Annotated in this window: 17 protein-coding genes; 9 read left to right on the top strand and 8 right to left on the bottom strand. The window is 63.1% G+C overall.

The annotated features are described in order from the left end of the window. Nucleotide 1: 1 nt before the first annotated feature. A complete protein-coding gene (gene carA, locus MF606_RS14705) occupies nucleotides 2-1207 on the bottom strand; it encodes a glutamine-hydrolyzing carbamoyl-phosphate synthase small subunit (RefSeq protein WP_240230096.1) in 1206 nt (401 codons plus the stop codon). Between the two features lie 196 nt (nucleotides 1208-1403). Here carA and MF606_RS14700 point away from each other — a divergent pair, with 196 nt between their 5' ends. Next, the gene (locus MF606_RS14700) at nucleotides 1404-1856 is read left to right on the top strand and encodes a GatB/YqeY domain-containing protein (RefSeq protein WP_240230095.1); all 453 of its coding nucleotides are present in this window, start codon (nucleotides 1404-1406) and stop codon (nucleotides 1854-1856) included. Here MF606_RS14700 and MF606_RS14695 read toward each other — a convergent pair. After that, a complete protein-coding gene (locus tag MF606_RS14695) occupies nucleotides 1853-3004 on the bottom strand; it encodes a GGDEF domain-containing protein (RefSeq protein ID WP_240230094.1) in 1152 nt (383 codons plus the stop codon). The two genes, MF606_RS14700 and MF606_RS14695, sit on opposite strands and share 4 nt — an antisense overlap. A 145-nt stretch (nucleotides 3005-3149) precedes the next feature. Continuing rightward, nucleotides 3150-4343, bottom strand: a complete 1194-nt coding sequence (locus MF606_RS14690; protein WP_240230093.1) for an MFS transporter — start codon at nucleotides 4341-4343, stop codon at nucleotides 3150-3152. Between the two features lie 168 nt (nucleotides 4344-4511). On the opposite strand from MF606_RS14690, the gene MF606_RS14685 reads away from it, so the two are divergent. After that, nucleotides 4512-5075: an HdeD family acid-resistance protein gene (locus tag MF606_RS14685; protein ID WP_240230092.1), complete on the top strand. Its 564-nt coding sequence runs from the start codon at nucleotides 4512-4514 to the stop codon at nucleotides 5073-5075. On the opposite strand, the gene MF606_RS14680 is transcribed toward MF606_RS14685, so the two are convergent. After that, nucleotides 5072-5965 (bottom strand): YihY/virulence factor BrkB family protein, encoded by an 894-nt coding sequence (locus MF606_RS14680; RefSeq protein WP_240230091.1) that lies wholly within the window; start codon nucleotides 5963-5965, stop codon nucleotides 5072-5074. The two genes, MF606_RS14685 and MF606_RS14680, sit on opposite strands and share 4 nt — an antisense overlap. A gap of 35 nt (nucleotides 5966-6000) precedes the next feature. Next, the gene (locus MF606_RS14675) at nucleotides 6001-6396 is read right to left on the bottom strand and encodes a hypothetical protein (RefSeq protein ID WP_240230090.1); all 396 of its coding nucleotides are present in this window, start codon (nucleotides 6394-6396) and stop codon (nucleotides 6001-6003) included. Between the two features lie 171 nt (nucleotides 6397-6567). On the opposite strand from MF606_RS14675, the gene MF606_RS14670 reads away from it, so the two are divergent. The 7 genes from MF606_RS14670 (at nucleotide 6568) to MF606_RS14640 (ending at nucleotide 13472) form a co-directional block, all read left to right on the top strand. Beyond that, nucleotides 6568-7095 carry a hypothetical protein gene (locus tag MF606_RS14670; protein WP_240230089.1) on the top strand — a complete coding sequence of 176 codons (528 nt, stop codon included), beginning with the start codon at nucleotides 6568-6570 and terminating at the stop codon, nucleotides 7093-7095. 91 nt (nucleotides 7096-7186) lie between these two features. Next, on the top strand, nucleotides 7187-9121 hold the full coding sequence (gene dnaG, locus MF606_RS14665; RefSeq protein WP_240233858.1) for a DNA primase: 1935 nt from the start codon (nucleotides 7187-7189) through the stop codon (nucleotides 9119-9121). A gap of 187 nt (nucleotides 9122-9308) precedes the next feature. After that, on the top strand, nucleotides 9309-11384 hold the full coding sequence (gene rpoD / locus MF606_RS14660) for an RNA polymerase sigma factor RpoD (RefSeq protein WP_240230088.1): 2076 nt from the start codon (nucleotides 9309-9311) through the stop codon (nucleotides 11382-11384). Nucleotides 11385-11488: 104 nt separating this feature from the next. Next, nucleotides 11489-11782, top strand: coding sequence for a DUF2442 domain-containing protein (locus MF606_RS14655; RefSeq protein WP_240230087.1), 294 nt, complete (start codon nucleotides 11489-11491; stop codon nucleotides 11780-11782). Between the two features lie 24 nt (nucleotides 11783-11806). After that, the gene (locus MF606_RS14650; RefSeq protein WP_240230086.1) at nucleotides 11807-12097 is read left to right on the top strand and encodes an HlyU family transcriptional regulator; all 291 of its coding nucleotides are present in this window, start codon (nucleotides 11807-11809) and stop codon (nucleotides 12095-12097) included. Between the two features lie 85 nt (nucleotides 12098-12182). Further along, a complete protein-coding gene (locus MF606_RS14645) occupies nucleotides 12183-12404 on the top strand; it encodes a hypothetical protein (protein ID WP_240230085.1) in 222 nt (73 codons plus the stop codon). A gap of 93 nt (nucleotides 12405-12497) precedes the next feature. Further along, on the top strand, nucleotides 12498-13472 hold the full coding sequence (locus MF606_RS14640; protein WP_240230084.1) for a DUF4424 family protein: 975 nt from the start codon (nucleotides 12498-12500) through the stop codon (nucleotides 13470-13472). On the opposite strand, the gene MF606_RS14635 is transcribed toward MF606_RS14640, so the two are convergent. The 3 genes from MF606_RS14635 to MF606_RS14625 all read right to left on the bottom strand — a co-directional run bounded on the left by MF606_RS14635 (nucleotide 13469) and on the right by MF606_RS14625 (nucleotide 16889). Continuing rightward, nucleotides 13469-14506, bottom strand: a complete 1038-nt coding sequence (locus MF606_RS14635) for an LLM class flavin-dependent oxidoreductase (protein ID WP_240230083.1) — start codon at nucleotides 14504-14506, stop codon at nucleotides 13469-13471. The genes MF606_RS14640 and MF606_RS14635 overlap by 4 nt on opposite strands. A 475-nt stretch (nucleotides 14507-14981) precedes the next feature. Beyond that, entirely contained in the window at nucleotides 14982-15629 is a 648-nt protein-coding gene (locus tag MF606_RS14630) for a Vgb family protein (protein ID WP_240230082.1), read from the bottom strand. Between the two features lie 33 nt (nucleotides 15630-15662). Then, the gene (locus MF606_RS14625) at nucleotides 15663-16889 is read right to left on the bottom strand and encodes a helix-turn-helix domain-containing protein (RefSeq protein WP_240230081.1); all 1227 of its coding nucleotides are present in this window, start codon (nucleotides 16887-16889) and stop codon (nucleotides 15663-15665) included. Nucleotides 16890-16899 lie beyond the last annotated feature (10 nt).

Genomic DNA, 16899 nt, shown 5'->3' with positions numbered 1-16899 from the left:
ATCAGGCCGCGGGAGCCACATATTCCGGCTTCGCGTCCATGCCCCTTTGCGCGCGGACGTGGTTCATGAAGCGCGTGAAGAGGTAATGGCTGTCGCGCGGGCCGGGGCTGGCTTCGGGATGGTACTGCACCGAAAAGATCGGCTTGCCATCGACGCTAAGGCCGGCATTGGACTGGTCGAACAGCGAGATGTGGGTCTCGGTGACGCCGGCAGGCAGGCTCGCCTTGTCCACGGCAAAGCCGTGGTTCATGGAGGTGATCTCCACCTTGCCGGTGGTCAGGTCCTTGACCGGATGGTTGGCGCCATGGTGGCCCTGATGCATCTTGGACGTGGTGCCGCCCAGGGCCAGGCCGAGGAGCTGGTGGCCGAGGCAGATGCCGAACACCGGCTTGCCGGTTTCTATCAGCTTCTGGATGGTGGGAACGGCATACTTGCCGGTGGCCGCCGGATCGCCAGGGCCATTGGACAGGAAGATGCCATCGGGATTGTGTGCCAGCACCTCGGCGGCGGTTGCCGTCGCTGGGACCACCGTTACCTTGGCGCCCTGGTCGGCCAGGCAGCGCAGGATGTTGCGCTTGGCGCCGTAGTCGATGGCGACGATATGGAATTCGGGGTTCTCGAGCTTGCCGTAACCCTTGTCCCACTGCCAGCCGGTCTGATCCCAATGGTAGGTCTGAGCTGTGGTCACTTCCTTGGCGAGGTCGAGACCTTCGAGGCCGGGAAAGGCCTTGAGCTCGGCCTTGATCGAGCCTTCGTCGAACATGCCCGTGGGTTCGTGAGCGATGACGCCGTTCGGCATGCCGTGCTCGCGGATCTGCGCGGTCAGGGCGCGGGTGTCGATGCCGGCTATGCCGATGATGTTGCGCTTCTTCAGCCAGGCGTCGAGCTTTTCGGCGGCGCGATAATTGGACGGGTTGGTGATGTCGGCCTTGAGCACGACGCCACGGACGCCGGACAGAGCGGCCATGTTGACCGTCTCGATGTCCTCGTCATTGGTGCCGACATTGCCGATATGGGGGAAGGTGAAGGTGATGATCTGGCCGGCATAGGACGGATCGGTCAGCACTTCCTGGTAGCCGGTCATCGCCGTATTGAAGCAGACTTCGCCTGCTGCGTGACCGACGGCGCCGATACCGCGGCCTTCCAGGCTCGTACCATCTGCAAGGATCAGAAGTGCGGTCGCGGGGGATTGCTGCCAGCCGGTCACGGTGGGCCTCCAAGGTTGGTTTCAGATGGTCGCGCGCTCGAACCGGAAAAGTCGTGCGAACTTTTCCTGCCCATGGGTTGCGGTATGTCGGTTGAGGCCTCGTCTTAGAAGCCCCAAGGCGGCAGCGCAAGTAGCGGAACGGCCTTATTGTGCCTATATGGGCCCAAGAAAATTGAAAGCCAAGAGGACAAAAACCATGCGCGAACAGTTCAGCGAAGGTCTCAAAGTGGCCCTCAAGGCCCGCGATCAGCGGCGTACCGCGACCCTGCGGGCCATCACGTCGGCCATCAAGGATAAGGATATCGCGATCCGCCAGGAGAATCGCGGACCGGCGACCAATGAAGAGATTCTGGCCATCGTACAAAAGATGGTGAAGCAGCGCGAAGAGAGCTTTGCCATCTACGCGCAGGCTGGCCGCGCCGACCTCGCCACGGTCGAAAAGGAAGAGATCGACATTCTCAACGAGTTCCTGCCCAAGGGACTCAACGATGATGAAGTCGCCGCTGCCATCCAGGCCGCGATTGCTGCCACCGGAGCCGAAGGCGCCAAGGACATGGGCAAGGTGATTGCCCAGCTCAAAGCCGACTATCCGGGTCGCATCGACTTCGGCAAGGCCAGCGGCAAGGTCAAGGCGGCGCTGAGCGCCTAAGCGACCAGGCGGGGGGTCGGCGCAACGACGCGGTTTCGGCCGGCGGACTTGGCGGCATAAAGCGCGTCGTCCGCCCGTCGCAGCACGGCCTCAAAGGGCTCGCCGTCCACACCACTGATGGCGACCCCGGCGCTTACCGTCGTCCTGGCCGTGCCGCGCGTCGATTCGATGGCGGTCGCTTCAAAATTGATGCGCGTTTGCTCGGCTACGGCAGCGGCGGAGCGTTTGGTCAGGTCGCGCAGGACCACGCAGAACTCTTCGCCGCCGAGACGCGCTGCAAAGTCATCGCTGCGCAGGTCGGTCGTCAAAACGCGCGCGAAGCGCTCGAGCACAGCGTCACCCATGGCATGGCCCCACTGATCGTTGATCGACTTGAAGTGGTCTATATCAAACATGATGACGGCCATGCCGGGCGCCAGTTGGCCACTCGACAGGTTTTCGAACAGGGCGCGGCGGTTGAGCAGGCCGGTCAGCGAGTCGGTCATGGCCTGCTTGCGGTGGTGGCGTGCCGAACGGGACTGATTGAGCATGAGTGAGATTGCGCCAATACCGGTCATGCAGACGATGACCACTACGGTGTTCAGGTCTTCGGCCCAGTTCTTGGGGTATTCCGACAGCGTCCAGCGCTGCTGGACCAGCAGAACCGCAGCGCAGAGCGCAAAAGACACGGCCGCTGCGTTGTAGAGCACGGTATTGGCAACCATCTGCCAGCGCGCTTCGGCCCGGCCCTGCCAGTATTGCCAGCTTGCCAGGCCCAGCAATAGCGCCATGGCGAGGTTGGCGAATATCGCCGAGATGCCCGAGAGTCCTGCCAGAAGCGTAAGGCCGGTGATCGCAATGAAGCCAAAGCCCAGGATTGCGATTGCTCCTATGGGTGCCGTTCGTGTTCGATACTGGATTGCGCCCGCATAGACGAAACTAAAGCCGGCAATGGTCAGCGCGAATGCCGCAAAATGCGTGAGGGCGCCGTAATCGACTGCGAGCAGCGCATAGGCGGCTACACCCAGGGAGATCAGCAGCAGGCCGATGCACCAGCTCAGCAGGTAGGTATCGCGGCGCGCACCAAGCCAGCTGACGAGCATGGTTGTCGTCAGCGCGGTCGAAGACAGTGCGATGGCGGCGAGCAGGGAGATTTGATCGAGAGGCATGCCTAGTCCAGTCAGAACGTCCGCCGTTCCCAGCCGGCATACTATGCCGAGCGCACCGGCGCCGTGGCCAAAGCTCGGGTCTTGGTGACCAAAGTGTTAGTCAGGCTTAGGGGCGGAAGCCCATCGACGTTGAGCGCTGCCCCGACTACTCTGCGGCTAGCGCATTGGCGGGTACGGGTGGCACGGCCAGGCTGCGTTTCTCCCAAGCGTAGGAGATAAACGCCACGAGCACGGCTACTGCCAATGCGACAGCGCCCAGCAGGGGCAGGCTGCGATAGCCCAGGCCGGCGTTCAACATGGTCCCGCCTATGAATGCGGCGAGGGCAATCCCGATATTGAAGCCCGAGGGGATAAGTGAAGACGCCAGGCTGGGTGCGTCGGCGGTCCAGCTGAGGATGCGCGTTTGAATCGGGGTCCCGATCGCGAAATTAAGCGCGCCCCAGACAAATATCGCGGCGACCATCGGCAGCGGGTAGGGGGCGGCCAGGTACAGGGTGAGCAGGGCGACGACCTGCAAGGCCAGCATGGCGATCAGCGACGGCATCAGCTTCCAATCCGCCAGCCGCCCGCCGAGAAAAACGCCGATGGTGGAGCCGACACCGTTGAGCAGCAACACCCATGGAATCCAGGCCGGGTCGAGGCCTGTCACGTCCTGCAACAGGGGGGCGATGTAGGTGAAAGGCACGAACTGACCGAGCATCAGCATCAGCATGAGTATCAGCGATGTCCAGGCCTGTTGGCGGCCGAGCACGCGGACCTCGTGGCGAAAATCAGGACGAGAGGCAGCGGCGTTCTTTGTGCGAGGCACCCACAGCACAATGGCAAGGCTGGCCAACAGTCCCAGCGTGCCCATGGCCCAGAACGTAGCGCGCCAGCCGAGGTAATTCCCGATAGCCGCGCCCAGAGGCACGCCTATCACATTGGAGACGGTCAGGCCGGACAAGATCAGGGCGACGGCAAAGCCTCGGCGCTCCGGAGCAACGAGGCCGGTGGCGACAACCATGGCTATGCCAAAGAAGCTGCCATGAGCAATGGCGATCAGCACACGCAGGACCAGCATGGCGGAGAAGCTCGGCGCGAGGGCACATGCCACTTGCCCGATGGTAAAGGCAGCGATCAGGCCCAGCAGCAGGGTGCGGCGGGCGACATTTGTGGTCGCGAAAGTCAGCAGCGGTCCGCCCAGAGCAATGCCGATGGCGTAGCCGGAAACGAGATACCCCGCGATGGGGATGGTGACGCCAAGGCCGCCTGCAACCTGTGGAAGAACGCCCGCGATAACGAACTCGGTGGTGCCAAAGGCGAACGCGGCAAGAAAAAGGGCGATCAGCGGAAGGGACATGCGGGCCTCGAGTGAAACGGTCTCAAACCACAGCGCCAAACTGTTCGCAATCAACAAAATCGGCGGTACGATATAGAGAATCTATAGGCGCAAGTGCTTGGGCCGCTTCAAGGACTGCGCTAAGCTCGGTGCGGGATATGCGGCGAGTCCGCCGCTATGGAGGCGAAAATGGCGGTTTCGGCTGAGACGAAGAGACGGTTTGCCTTGGCGACGGCCTTGCGCGGGGTGCTCATGCTGTTAGCGGGGCTTTATGCCATCATCTGGCCGGCAGAAGCGCTGACGGTGCTGGTGCTGGCGGGTGGCATCCTGCTGGTGGTCGACGGCGTCCTGGGGCTGTGGAGCCTCACCTTCGGCGGCGGCAAGAGCGGCAATTACTGGTTCGATGTGGTTGCGAATGCGCTTTCGCTGATCCTGGGTATTCTCATCCTGATCAGCCCGCTGCTGGCGACCATCTTCACCGTCACCTTTATGGCGAGCCTCGTCGGTATCGCGGCGCTAATCGTGGGCATCATGCAGATCGTGGTCATCACCCGCGAGCGCGAGCACTATGCCCGCATCTGGCCGGTGGTGCTGTCGGGCGTGTCCTACATCCTGCTCGGCCTAGTCTTCCTGTTCTTCCCGCTGCTCAGCGCCTCCATTAGCGTGATCTTCGGCGGGGTGCTGCTGGTGTTCTTCGCGTTCGGCCTCTTCGGCTGGGCCTGGCGGCTCTATCAGCGCAGCAAGGCCGCCTAGATCGCCAGGGCCCTCTCGGACAGCACTTCTCGTTCCAGCTCGGCGTTGATGGTGGCACCGAGCACGACGATGAGCGCTGAATTGTACATCCAGAGGAGCAGTACGATGGCCGTCGCCAGCGAGCCGAAGCTGGCCTCGAAATTGCCGAGCCGCTCGACGTAGAACGAGAATATGGCGCAGACGAACAGCCAGAGCAGGGTCGCTATGCTTGCGCCGGGCCAGATCCACCGCGCCTTCTTTGCCTTGCGGTCGGGCGCGAAGCGATAGAAGGCCGCGATCAGCAGGACGCCCAGGATCAGCAGAACCGGCCAACGCAGAAACAGCAGCAGTAACTGGTTGTCCGCGAGCCAGGGCAAGGCAGAGAAGTAAGCCGGAATCACGGCCACAAGGGTCAGCACGACGACCATGGCGATGCCTGCTAGCAGCGTCGTCGCGATGGCCACAACGATCGACGTGACGAGGCTGCGCTTTTCCGGCTCGGGCCGCGTCCGTGAGGTTGCGAAGATCAGGGCAGCGACGCCGCGCGATCCACTCCACACGGCTATACCTGATGACAACAGCAAACCAATACCCAAGCCGGCGCGCGGTTGTTCCAGCAGGGCTACCAACTGACCGGCAAGCAATTGAAGGGCCATTTCGGGTACGAGGCCCTCGAGGCGCTCCACCATGTTTGCCAGAAATATGGGTTTGGCGAACAATCCGAGCAGCAGCACCACCGTGGCAACGGCGGGAAACAGCGACAGGAAGCCGAAATAGGCTACGCCAGCGCAGCGCATGGATGTGTCCATCTGCGTCATGGATTTGGCGGTGCGCCAGAGCACACGACGCCAGCGCCGACGGTAGTTCTTGGGCAGAGGCCGGGTAAGAGTTTCGACTATGGTGTCGGTCATCTCGCTCAACGTGCCGCAGCGATCCGCGGTTGCGCCTAGCGGTAGATCACCGAGACGCCGGCTACCGACTCGTCCTGGCGATAGATTTGTGCGCCGGGGGGGACGGTGACTTCGATATTGCCGAAGCCGTCCCAGCGGGGCTCCAGATCAGCAGCGACACCGATGGAGAGGAAGCTCGCGGCGTCGTAGGGCAGGTCCTCGCCTGACGGGATCAGGGCGGCCTGGGTGTTGAAGCCAGTGGTCGCGCCGCAATCGCGCGAGAAAACAACAAGATCGAACTGGTTATCGGGCGAGGTGATGCGCGCATGCTGCGCGGTTGCACAGGACGGCAACAGGCTCGACAGATACCAGAGACCGCCGCCTATGAGCAGGGCGGGAATGGCAGTGAACAGGACGAAGATGCGGAGTGGGAACTTCTGGATGGATGCCAAGGGTGGTTGTTCTGCTCTGATTGCTGGGATGGCTGCCGATTTCATATTGAAGACTGTAGCGGGCGGCGCAAGCGCCTCTCAAGCGTGGCGTTGGCCCCTGACACCGTCCCCTGCTTGACTCGGCCAAAACGGCATGAGTACATATCGGGAACAAACGGCTTTGGGGCAGTCATGGCTGTGGTGTATGGATATCGCGCTGCTTGGCGTTTGATCACGATCCTGATTGTCGTTTCCCTGATTTCAGGCTGCGCATCGCTGCGGACGCCGGTGGTGTTGACGGCGTCGTTTGATCCCCAGTCTGCGGCGTTTATCAATGCGAGCGGGCGCGCGAAAATCAGCGGACAAGCCTTTGTCCGCCGGAATAACGGCAAGCTGCTTCGCGCGGTCGGCACGGATGTGTTCCTTGTGCCCCGGACCGCCTATGCGGACGAGCGTATTGCCGCCATCTATGGCGACCGGAAGCAACAGGGTAGGGGCGTGCAACTGCCCGACGCGGATCCGCTTTACAAGCAAAACATGCGCAAGACGATTGCCACGTCGGGCGGCTCCTTCAGTTTTGACCGCGTTGCCGACGGGGAATATTACGTCATCGCCATGATCCACCTTCCCAGCGAGGTCATGTTTCTGCAGTTTTCCATCCTGGAACGCGTCACCATCGAGAATGGAAAGAGCGTCCGGCTGGTCATGCGAGGATACTAGCGTGGCGCATCGCTGGGGCTGACGCAGAGGACAGTGGGGAACTCCTCGCGATAGTGATGACTTGGCGGCGCCAAGCGCCTATCTAAGCCTCATGCGCTTTTCCGACCAGTTCCTCGACGAAATCCGTCAGCGCCTGCCGATAACGCAGGTGGTGGGCGAGCACGTCATCTGGGACAAGCGCAAGAGCCAGCCGGCCAAGGGCGACATGTGGGCCTGTTGCCCGTTTCATGGCGAGAAGAGCCCGAGCTTTCACGCCGATGACCGGCGCGGCATCTACCATTGCTTTGGCTGCGGGGTGTCGGGCGATCACTTCCGGTTCTTGACCGAGAAGGCCGGGATGAGCTTTCCCGAGGCGGTGGAAAAGCTTGCGGGCATGGCCGGCGTGCCGATGCCGGCACGTGATGAACGACAGGAGAAGCGTGAAGCCGAGCGCAAGAGCCTGATCGACGTCATGGAGTTGGCGACCAAGTATTTCGAGGCGGCGCTGCAGCACAATATCGGGGCGCGGGCGCGTGGCTATCTGTTCGAGCGTGGGGTGTCGGCCCAGAGCCAGACGCGCTTCCGCATCGGTTTTGCGCCCGACAGCCGCAATGGGCTCAAGGAGCATCTGGCGCTGAACGGGGTGTCGGCGCAGGACATGATCGATACCGGCCTCGTCGCCAGCCGCGACGATGATCCGCTGACCTATGACCGGTTCCGCAACCGGGTGATGTTCCCGATCACCGATTTTCGTGGTCGGGTGATCGCCTTTGGCGGCAGGGCAATGTCGCCAGACGTGCCGGCCAAGTACCTCAACTCGCCGGAGACAGAGCTCTTTCATAAGCGCCAGACGCTCTACAATGGGCAAAACGCTCGCAGCGCGGCGCGCGATGGCAGCGCGGTCGTGGTGGTGGAAGGCTATCTCGATGTGATCGCCGCGGTGTCGGCCGGCTTCGAAGGCACCGTGGCGCCCCTGGGCACAGCCTTGACCGAGGAGCACCTCCAGTTGCTCTGGCGCATGTCGCCCGATCCGATCCTCTGTTTTGACGGCGACAAGGCGGGGCTTAAGGCGGCCGAGCGCTCGGCCGACCTGGTGATGCCGCATCTGAAGCCCGGTTTTACGGTCAAGATCGCCACGCTGCCGGAGGGGCAGGACCCTGATGACCTGATCAAGGCGCAGGGCAGGGGCGCGTTTGCCGATGTGCTCGATCGGGCGCGCAGCTTGTCCGACGTGATCTGGAGCATGGAGACGGGCGGTCTGGTGCCGGAGACGCCGGAGGCGCGTGCAGCGTTGCAGGCGCGGCTGCGGGAGCGCGCCAACTCGATTCAGGACAGCTCGGTGCGCTTTCACTACGCGCAGGCGTTCGATGAGAAGTTGCGGGCGTTTCTGGCGCCGGTGCGGCAGAATCGGTTCGAGCCGCGCAATGGGCAGCAGCGCTATGGTCAAAGCGGCGCCTACGGCTATCCGCGCGGGGGCACGCCTCGACTGGTGGTCAGCGACACCTTGCGTAACTCGCGGCTGCTGAAGCCGGGCTCTGTGGCCGATGCCACGCCGCGCGAGGCCACCATTATCCTGAGCCTCGTCAACCATCCGGCGCTGGTCGACGACAAGTTCGAAATTCTGGCGGCGCTCGACTTCGAAACGCCGGCAGCACAAAAAGTGATGAGCGAAATTTTGGGCCTCGTGGTGCGCCATCACGACATATCGAGCGCGGACTTGAGGTCGGCGCTGGGCGTGCGCGGACATGGCGCGGCGCTGGATCGGATGGCCGACGTGCTCAACCGGCAGGGGGTGTGGCAGATCGCCTCGGAGATCGCTCTCGTGGACGCCGAGACCGGATTGAGTCACGCCCTGGCCTTGCATAACAAGAAAGTTCAGCTAAATAGGGAACTCAAGGCAGCCGAAGCGGCGCTGGGCGAAGACCCGAGCGAAGAAACCTTTGAAAGGCTGCGGGACATCAAGAACCAGATTACCACTGTCGATGGCACAGAGGCATTGATCGAAGGATTTGGTTCGTTATCGGGACGCGCGACACGCAGTTTTTAGGGGTGACTCTAGAAACCCGCGGGTACGCGCGATTTTGCATATGGCGATGTGCAATAAATTCCGAGGCGAACCTAGTCGCGCTTTGAGGCGTTAACGCTTTAGCGACCAACCCTTTACCTTGCCTTGAGGTGTCACCACTTAAGCCTTACCCGGACCCGGGCGCTTGCGGGATCCGACGGAGTACCAGATGGCCACGAAGGCAGCTGCAAAGACCACCACCAAGGATACCGAGAAGCCGGAAGCCGGCGCCCCCGAGGCGACGAATGACAGCCCGCTACTCGATCTCTCCGATGCCGCCGTAAAAAAGCTCATCAAGGTCGCCAAGAAGCGCGGCTATGTGACGTATGAAGAACTGAACGCGGTCATGCCGTCGGATGAAGTGTCGTCCGAGCAGATCGAGGATTTCATGTCCATGTTCTCCGACATGGGCATCAACGTCGTCGACGAAGACGAGGTCGAAGAGACCGAAGTCGAGAAGGACGAGGAAGACCAGGGCCAGGAAGTCGCACCGGCGACCGGCACGGCGGTTTCCACCACTTCGAACACCAAATCGGGTTCTGACCGCACCGACGATCCGGTGCGCATGTATCTGCGCGAAATGGGCTCGGTCGAACTCCTGAGCCGCGAGGGCGAAATCGCCATCGCCAAGCGCATCGAAGCCGGTCGTGAGACGATGATCGAGGGGCTTTGCGAGAGCCCGCTGACCTTCCAGGCCATCATCATCTGGCGCGACCAGCTTGCCCAGGGCGAAATCCTGCTGCGCGATATTATCGATCTCGAGGCGACCTATGCTGGTCCCGACGCCAAGCAGGCGGCACCGTCGCCGGATATGGTGAGCCTCAACGCTGCTCCGCGCCCGGAAACGGTGGCCGAGAAGCCCAAGGCCGCTCCGGCGCCGAAGCGTGCGTCGTCCGGCGACGATGATGATGATTACGTGCCCGAAGAGCCGCAGGCTCCGCAGGATCCGGCGCCCGATGACGATGACGATGAGTTCGAGAACGCTCTGTCGCTGTCGGCGATGGAAGCCGAGCTCAAGCCGCAGGTCGTCGAGACCTTTGACCGCATCGCCGAAGCCTATGGCAAGATGCGCGAAATGCAGGACAAGCATGCCGAGGACCGTTCGGCCTCGGTGTCCGATTCCGAGCGCAAGCAGATCGATGCGTTCCGCGGCGAAGTCATCGCCGACGTCAAGTCGTTGTCGCTCAATGCCGGCCGTATCGAGAACCTGGTCGAGCAGCTCTATGACATCAACAAGCGCCTGGTGAAGCTTGAGGGCCGCTTGCTGCGCCTGGCCGAGAGCTATGGCGTCAAGCGCGAGAAGTTCCTCGAGAGCTATTACGGCCAGGAAGTAAATCCGGCCTGGGAGGCTGGCCTTGCCAGCTTCGAGGGCAAGGGCTGGGCGGAGTTCGCCAAGCGCGAAGCCGACACCATTCACGAAATCCGTGGCGACGTGGCGACGCTGGCGACCGAAGCCGGCCTCAATATCGCCGAGTACCGCCGCATCGTGCATAAGGTGCAGAAGGGCGAGCGCGAAGCCGCGATCGCCAAGAAGGAAATGGTGGAAGCCAACCTTCGCCTGGTGATCTCGATCGCCAAGAAGTACACCAATCGCGGCCTGCAGTTCCTCGATCTGATCCAGGAAGGCAATATCGGCCTGATGAAGGCCGTCGATAAGTTCGAATATCGCCGCGGCTACAAGTTCTCGACCTATGCGACCTGGTGGATCCGCCAGGCGATCACCCGCTCGATCGCCGACCAGGCCCGTACCATCCGTATTCCGGTGCACATGATCGAGACGATCAACAAGATCGTCCGCACGTCGCGCCAGATGCTGCATGAAATCGGCCGCGAACCGACGCCAGAGGAGCTCAGCGAAAAGCTGCAGATGCCTTTGGACAAGGTCCGCAAGGTGCTCAAGATCGCCAAGGAACCGATCAGCCTCGAAACGCCGATCGGCGACGAGGAGGATTCGAATCTGGGTGATTTCATCCAGGACGTGAACGCGATCCAGCCGATCGATGCGGCGATCCAGTCTAACCTGCGCGAGACCACCACCCGCGTGCTGGCCTCGCTGACGCCGCGTGAAGAGCGCGTGCTGCGCATGCGCTTCGGCATCGGCATGAACACCGACCATACGCTCGAAGAAGTCGGGCAGCAGTTCTCGGTGACCCGCGAACGTATCCGCCAGATCGAGGCCAAGGCCCTGCGCAAGCTCAAGCACCCCAGCAGGAGCCGGAAGCTGCGAAGCTTCCTCGACAACTAGTCAAAAAAGCAGGTGCACCCGGCGAAGACCGGGTCCATCCTGATACCAAGATGGATACCGGCCTTCGCCGGTATGACGCCGGGTTGGGGGGGGCGCTACGGAACATGGATAGCCCTAGCCGCCTCAAGCTCACCAGCATCCGGGCCATCGTGCCATTCAGGCTGGTGGTGACTTTTTCCGATGGGTCGTCCGGCACGTTCGACGCGGCCCCGATGATCGGGGAGCGTGGCGAGGGCACCGAACCGTTGCGCGACCGGCGCTTCTTTGGCACGGTCGAATTGAAGAACGGCGTGCCGACCTGGCCGAACCACTTCGATATCTCGCCAGGCTGGCTGCGCGAGGAAATGCAAAAGCGCGGCGAACTACAATTGCCGCTGCCGGTGCGCCGCAGGCGCTGACCGGGACGAAACAGGAGACGCGCCATGTCGTTTTTGAAGAAGCTTTTTGGTGGTGGCTCGGCTGCCAGCGAACCGGCCGGCGACAAGGTGCTCGGCGAAGAGAGCTATAAGGGCTTCTTGATCAAGGCCGTCGAGATGAAGGCGGGCAGCGAGCTGCAGTTGGCCGGCACGATCGAGAAGGATATCGGCGGCGAGCTCAAGACTTACCGCTTCGTGCGTGCTGACAGGATGAGTTCGCGCGAGGATTTGACCGCCATCGCGCTGTCCAAAGGGCGGCAGATCATCGATGAGCAGGGCGAGCACATCTTCCGCTAGCCCGTTACCCCAGTTTATGGCACGCGCGGGAACTCGCGGATCATATGATCCGGCGAGCCCGGCCTGCCGCATAGGAGACAGACAAATGGCCAAGAAACCAACCGCCCGCAGTGAATTCGTGATGTTCGATGTCGTCTACGAGGACGGCAGCCAGCGCTCGAACCGCAAGGTTGATGCCAATCTGCTCGGCGGCCTCGATGGCGACGAGCCGGCGCGCACCGCGATCATGGAACAGGATCGCGCCATTTCCGAAAAGTCTGGCCTGCCGCCGCTCGCTATCAAGACGATCAAGCGCTCGGGCAAGTGATGATGCCGGCCGCCGGCCAGTAGCTACTGGTACGGCAAGGCGCTTCCTATCCGTCCGTCCATCGGCAACAATGCCTATCGGAGGGACAGACCGATGAAGCCATGGCTTTCTGCGCTGCTGATATTGCTGGGATCGACGCCCGCCTTTGCCAATGGCGCCATGGCGAGCTTTCCCGCCGGCGGCGTCGAGTTCAAGGACAGCGCCGATATCTCCATCGCCCGGGAGGATTTGCGTCTCGGCCCGGGTGAGGTCCGGGTTCAGTACAGGTTCGTTTCGACAGCTGCTGAACCGCAAACTGTCACCATCGGTTTCCCCCTGCCGCGCGTGCCCAGCTCGCCCGATACGCCTGACTCCGTTGGAGCCGTCGAGGGCAGTGGCGGCGACATGCGCAACTATCTGGGTTTCGGCGTGTCGGTTGACGAGCGCCCGCTGATCCCGATCCTGCATGAATTTGCCTGGCTGGGCGAAAAGGACGTGACCGCTACGATATTGGCGGCTGGCCTGCCGCTGATCAGCGACTATGAGACCTGGCAGGTCCAATCAGCAAAGCTCAGCCTGGAGGAGGCCACTGCGCTGGTGGCGGCGGGTCTGGTCTATGGCAAGCCGGGTGGCTATCTCGATCCTCTGTGGGACTACCAAGCGATCTATGAATGGAGCCAGGAGTTTACCCCTGGCGAGACCGAGGTGGATATCCGCTATAAGCCGCTGATGGGGTGGCCGGGGGATTTTGGCAGCACCTACGAGGTGGGCGAACACGCCGATAGTGCCTGTGTCGACGATGCGCTGCGGGCCGAAATCGCGGCGCGAGAGGCCGATGGGCACTATTATCAGGTGGCCCAGCTCGACTACATCACCCAAACGGCCAAGCATTGGCACGGGCCGATCGGCGAGTTCAACCTGACCATCGATGCCAGCCAACCCGAAAACTGGGCCGCCAGCGACAGCGGTGTGCTGTTCGCGTCCTGCCCGGTCGCCCCCACCCAGCTCGGTGAGCATGAATGGGGGTTCACGGCAAAGGACTATGTTCCCGACCGAGACGTGCGGGTGTTCTTCTACTTTTTCGACTAGGCCAGGGCCTTGTCCACCGCCGGCTTCACCACCGTGCCGTAGAGCTCGATGGCTTTCATGACCTTGTCGTGGGGCAGGGTGCCGACGCTCAGTTGCAGGCCGAAGCGGTCGTGCTTGAACCATTCGTGCTGCATCAGGATCTTGTCGATCACCTCCTGCGGCGAGCCCATGAAGTAGGCGCCGTTGGGCGTCGCGCTGGCATCGAACTGGGCGCGAGTGGTTGGCGGCCAGCCGCGCTCCTTGCCGATGCGGCTCATGGCGGCGCTGTGGGCCGGGAAGGCGATGTCGCGGGCGTCCTGGCCGTCGGCAGCGATGAAACCATGCGAGCAAATGCCGACCGGCAGGGACTTTGGATCGCGGCCGACCTTTTCGGCGGTTTCGCGGTAGAAGTCGACCAGGGGTGCGAACTGGCGGGGTTGGCCGCCGATGATGGCAATCATCAGGGGGAGGCCGTAATAGGCGGCGCGGGCGACCGAATTGGGCGTGCCACCGACGGCGATCCAGACGGGTAGCGGGTCTTGCACCGGCTTGGGGTAGATTTCGATGCCGGGAATGGGTTTGGTATGGCTGCTGCCCGGCCAGGCGACCTTGCCGCCCTCGCGGATTTTCAGCAGCATTTCGAGCTTCTCCTCGAACAGGCTGTCGTAGTCGTTGAGGTCGAGGCCGAAGAGCGGGAAGCTTTCGACGAAGGAACCGCGGCCGGCCATGATCTCGGCGCGGCCATTGCTGAGCAGGTCAAGGGTGGCGAATTGCTGGTGGACGCGGACCGGGTCGTCAGAGCTCAGGACCGTCACCGCGGTCGACAGGCGGATATTCTTGGTGCGCGCGGCGGCGGCAGCGAGAATGGTCACAGGCGCCGAGGCCACGAAATCGGGGCGGTGGTGCTCGCCCAGGCCATAGAATGCCAGGCCGAGCTGATCGGCCAGCTCGATTTCCTCGAGCAAATCCTTGAGCCTATCGGCGGGGCTCTGCAGCCGGTCGCCGTTTAGCGGATCGGGGGTGTTTTCGGCGAAAGAGTAAAGTCCGAGTTCCATCTGGGTGACTCCTGGTTGGCCCACAGATGGCCGGTCGGCCCGGCACGATCAAGAACGCACATGTGTGATACCGCAGTCGGCGCGGGCGATTCGAAGTCGGCAGCAGAAAACGCCGCCCGGCCCTGAAGCGTCGCGGTTTCGTGGAGCGCAAGCGCCCGAGACGGTAACGGGCGGCCATTGGGCCTTCCGAAACAGATAGAACGGACCAATGGCCGCCCGTCACGAACCGCTCTTTGGGCAGGGTCCGGGTTCAGGCGGTACCATTATTGCAGGCCCGGCTGCCGAGTTTCCCCCCACTGAACAGGCGCCCCCGTTCCACGGTCTCCCCGCCCGACCCTGCGTCGGGGCCGCGTGTGTGGCGGGAATGGGTGCATAGTGACATGGGGTTTTGGGGCGGGGATAAGTTTCCTACTATTGCCGTTCATTTGCCGCGCGAAGGCCTGCCGATCGTGTGGGCTGGCTGGCGGGCCGTGGACTAAGATGCCGTTCCGGCCTTAGGACGCCGGATGGCCAGGACTTTGCCGGTGCCGCCCCATCCGCAGAAGAAGCGGTCACCGCCATCGGATTCGAGGCCCGAAACGCCAATTCCCGCAGGCATCTGGAGCGTTTCAAGTACTTTTCCGGTCTGGCTGTCGACGTGGCGAACCTCGCTGGTTTCCGCCTCGGAGGTGGCGTGCCAGAGTTCGCCATCGACCCAGGTGACACCGGTGACGAAGCGGTTCGACTCGATGGTGCGCAGGATGACGCCGGTCTCCGGATCGATCTGATGGATTTTGCGGGCCTGGTATTGACCAACCCAGAGCGTGCCCTCGGCCCAGGCCAGCCCGGAATCGCCGCCGGCGCCGGGCGCCGGAATGGTGGCAAGCACGCTGCCAGTAGCGGGGTCGAGTTTGTTGATCACGCCCTCGGCGATCTGGAAGATGTGCTTGCCATCAAAGGCGGTGCCCGCATAGGCGGCGGTGTCGAGCGAGCGCACCGGCTCGCCGGTATCGGGGTCGAAGGCGTTGATCCGGTCTCCGGAGGCGAACCAGACGTCGTGGCCATCGAAGGTCACGCCATGCACGCTATCAGCGCCGGGATAGGGACCGTATTCGCGCAGGACGTCGGCGGTGTTGATCTTCATGATGCTGATCTCCTCGTTAAACCGAGTTCTAGCCTAGCTGCCGGGAAGGGGGCCCGGGAGTAACAAGATTGTCGGGAAGCCGGGGACGGACGGGACTATCCAGCGGCGTGCGCGGCCCTGTCCGAAGGACTGTGCCTTGCCGGCGGTCGCGAGGTCATCGAGGGCGCGCTGGACGGTGCGGGCGCTGGTGCCAAGCGCTATGGCCAGGGACGAACTCGACCACGCTTCGCCATCGGCAAGCAGGGCCAGGATCGCGGCATGCCGCTCTTCGACTGGTGGTGCAAGCACGACAATCTCGTGGGTATTGCGGGGCTTGAGCGCGAAGCCGCGCTCGGTGGCGGATATGCCGGCCAAAGGGCGCAGCATGGCCCGCAGGCGTCCGATCTCGACCCGCAACCGGGCGCGATGGGATTCGTCGACATGGCGGGCGCCGAAGGCGCGGGCGAGAAGCAGATCCCGTGTGACGTCGGCGGGCCAGGCTTCGGCCATGGTCCGCATCAGCGCAAAGAGGACGGGGCGGGTCGCCAGCGGGATCAGGACCTCGCCTCTGCGCACCAGATTGCGGTTTGCATCGACCACGAGGGCCGCGGAAGCGTGAATGCGCTCGACGTCGTCGAGGAGAAGCAGGCGCTCTTCGTTGCCGGCGATCAGCCGTGCTGCGGGGCTATTCAGCAGGGTCGATGCGCTTTCGACCTCCGCAACGAGAGCAGTGATGCCGGTTTCCTGGGCCGCGATGCGGGCGCGGGCGAGGGCGATGCGCGCTATTCCGGCCTGCGGACGGCGCATGGCGATGCCGGCAAGGGCCAGTTCCCGCGCCGTCCGCAGCGCTGGGGGCAATGGCGTGGGCGTGGGCGTGGGGAGAGCGAGCCTGCGCTCGGCCTCGTCAAGATGGCCGAGCAGCAACAGGCGCCGTACTTCGAGATGGAGGGCATGGGTGGCGTTCACACGATCGCCGCGCGCCTCCAGCGTCGTACGCGCGGTAGCCAGATCCTTTTCAGGCCACCCTAAATCGCGCGAGACCAGGGCGATTTCGGCTTCGGCCACGATGCATCGGGCGCGGGCGACGGCCTCGCGCGGACCGAAGCCGCGGGCTGCGCTCTTGAGCAGGGCTTTGGCGCGGGTGAGATCGCCGAGTTGCGCCATGGCGATGCCGCGCAGGGCCAAAGCTGGCGGGTCGTCCCTCAGCGCGACGCGCTTGAGGGCACCCAGGACGTCACCGGTCGCGAGAGCCCATGCGGCGGCGGCGATCAGGGCGTCCATCGGAATCGCG

The organism is Devosia lacusdianchii, assembly GCF_022429625.1.
Classification (GTDB): domain Bacteria; phylum Pseudomonadota; class Alphaproteobacteria; order Rhizobiales; family Devosiaceae; genus Devosia; species Devosia lacusdianchii.
The sequence above is the reverse complement of the archived record's forward strand: the minus strand, read 5'-3'. Positions and strand labels throughout refer to the sequence as shown.

What these genes read in the sequence shown, in the direction of transcription:
- MF606_RS14645 (WP_240230085.1), top strand. Translation starts at nt 12,183, where the DNA reads ATGGCCAAGAAACCAACCGCCCGCAGTGAATTCGTGATGTTCGATGTC.
- MF606_RS14685 (WP_240230092.1), top strand. Translation starts at nt 4,512, where the DNA reads ATGGCGGTTTCGGCTGAGACGAAGAGACGGTTTGCCTTGGCGACGGCC.
- MF606_RS14630 (WP_240230082.1), bottom strand. Translation starts at nt 15,629, where the DNA reads ATGAAGATCAACACCGCCGACGTCCTGCGCGAATACGGTCCCTATCCC.
- MF606_RS14655 (WP_240230087.1), top strand. Translation starts at nt 11,489, where the DNA reads ATGGATAGCCCTAGCCGCCTCAAGCTCACCAGCATCCGGGCCATCGTG.
- MF606_RS14690 (WP_240230093.1), bottom strand. Translation starts at nt 4,343, where the DNA reads ATGTCCCTTCCGCTGATCGCCCTTTTTCTTGCCGCGTTCGCCTTTGGC.
- MF606_RS14635 (WP_240230083.1), bottom strand. Translation starts at nt 14,506, where the DNA reads ATGGAACTCGGACTTTACTCTTTCGCCGAAAACACCCCCGATCCGCTA.
- MF606_RS14640 (WP_240230084.1), top strand. Translation starts at nt 12,498, where the DNA reads ATGAAGCCATGGCTTTCTGCGCTGCTGATATTGCTGGGATCGACGCCC.
- MF606_RS14700 (WP_240230095.1), top strand. Translation starts at nt 1,404, where the DNA reads ATGCGCGAACAGTTCAGCGAAGGTCTCAAAGTGGCCCTCAAGGCCCGC.
- MF606_RS14650 (WP_240230086.1), top strand. Translation starts at nt 11,807, where the DNA reads ATGTCGTTTTTGAAGAAGCTTTTTGGTGGTGGCTCGGCTGCCAGCGAA.
- dnaG (WP_240233858.1), top strand. Translation starts at nt 7,187, where the DNA reads ATGCGCTTTTCCGACCAGTTCCTCGACGAAATCCGTCAGCGCCTGCCG.
- MF606_RS14695 (WP_240230094.1), bottom strand. Translation starts at nt 3,004, where the DNA reads ATGCCTCTCGATCAAATCTCCCTGCTCGCCGCCATCGCACTGTCTTCG.
- MF606_RS14625 (WP_240230081.1), bottom strand. Translation starts at nt 16,889, where the DNA reads ATGGACGCCCTGATCGCCGCCGCCGCATGGGCTCTCGCGACCGGTGAC.
- rpoD (WP_240230088.1), top strand. Translation starts at nt 9,309, where the DNA reads ATGGCCACGAAGGCAGCTGCAAAGACCACCACCAAGGATACCGAGAAG.
- MF606_RS14680 (WP_240230091.1), bottom strand. Translation starts at nt 5,965, where the DNA reads ATGACCGACACCATAGTCGAAACTCTTACCCGGCCTCTGCCCAAGAAC.
- MF606_RS14670 (WP_240230089.1), top strand. Translation starts at nt 6,568, where the DNA reads ATGGCTGTGGTGTATGGATATCGCGCTGCTTGGCGTTTGATCACGATC.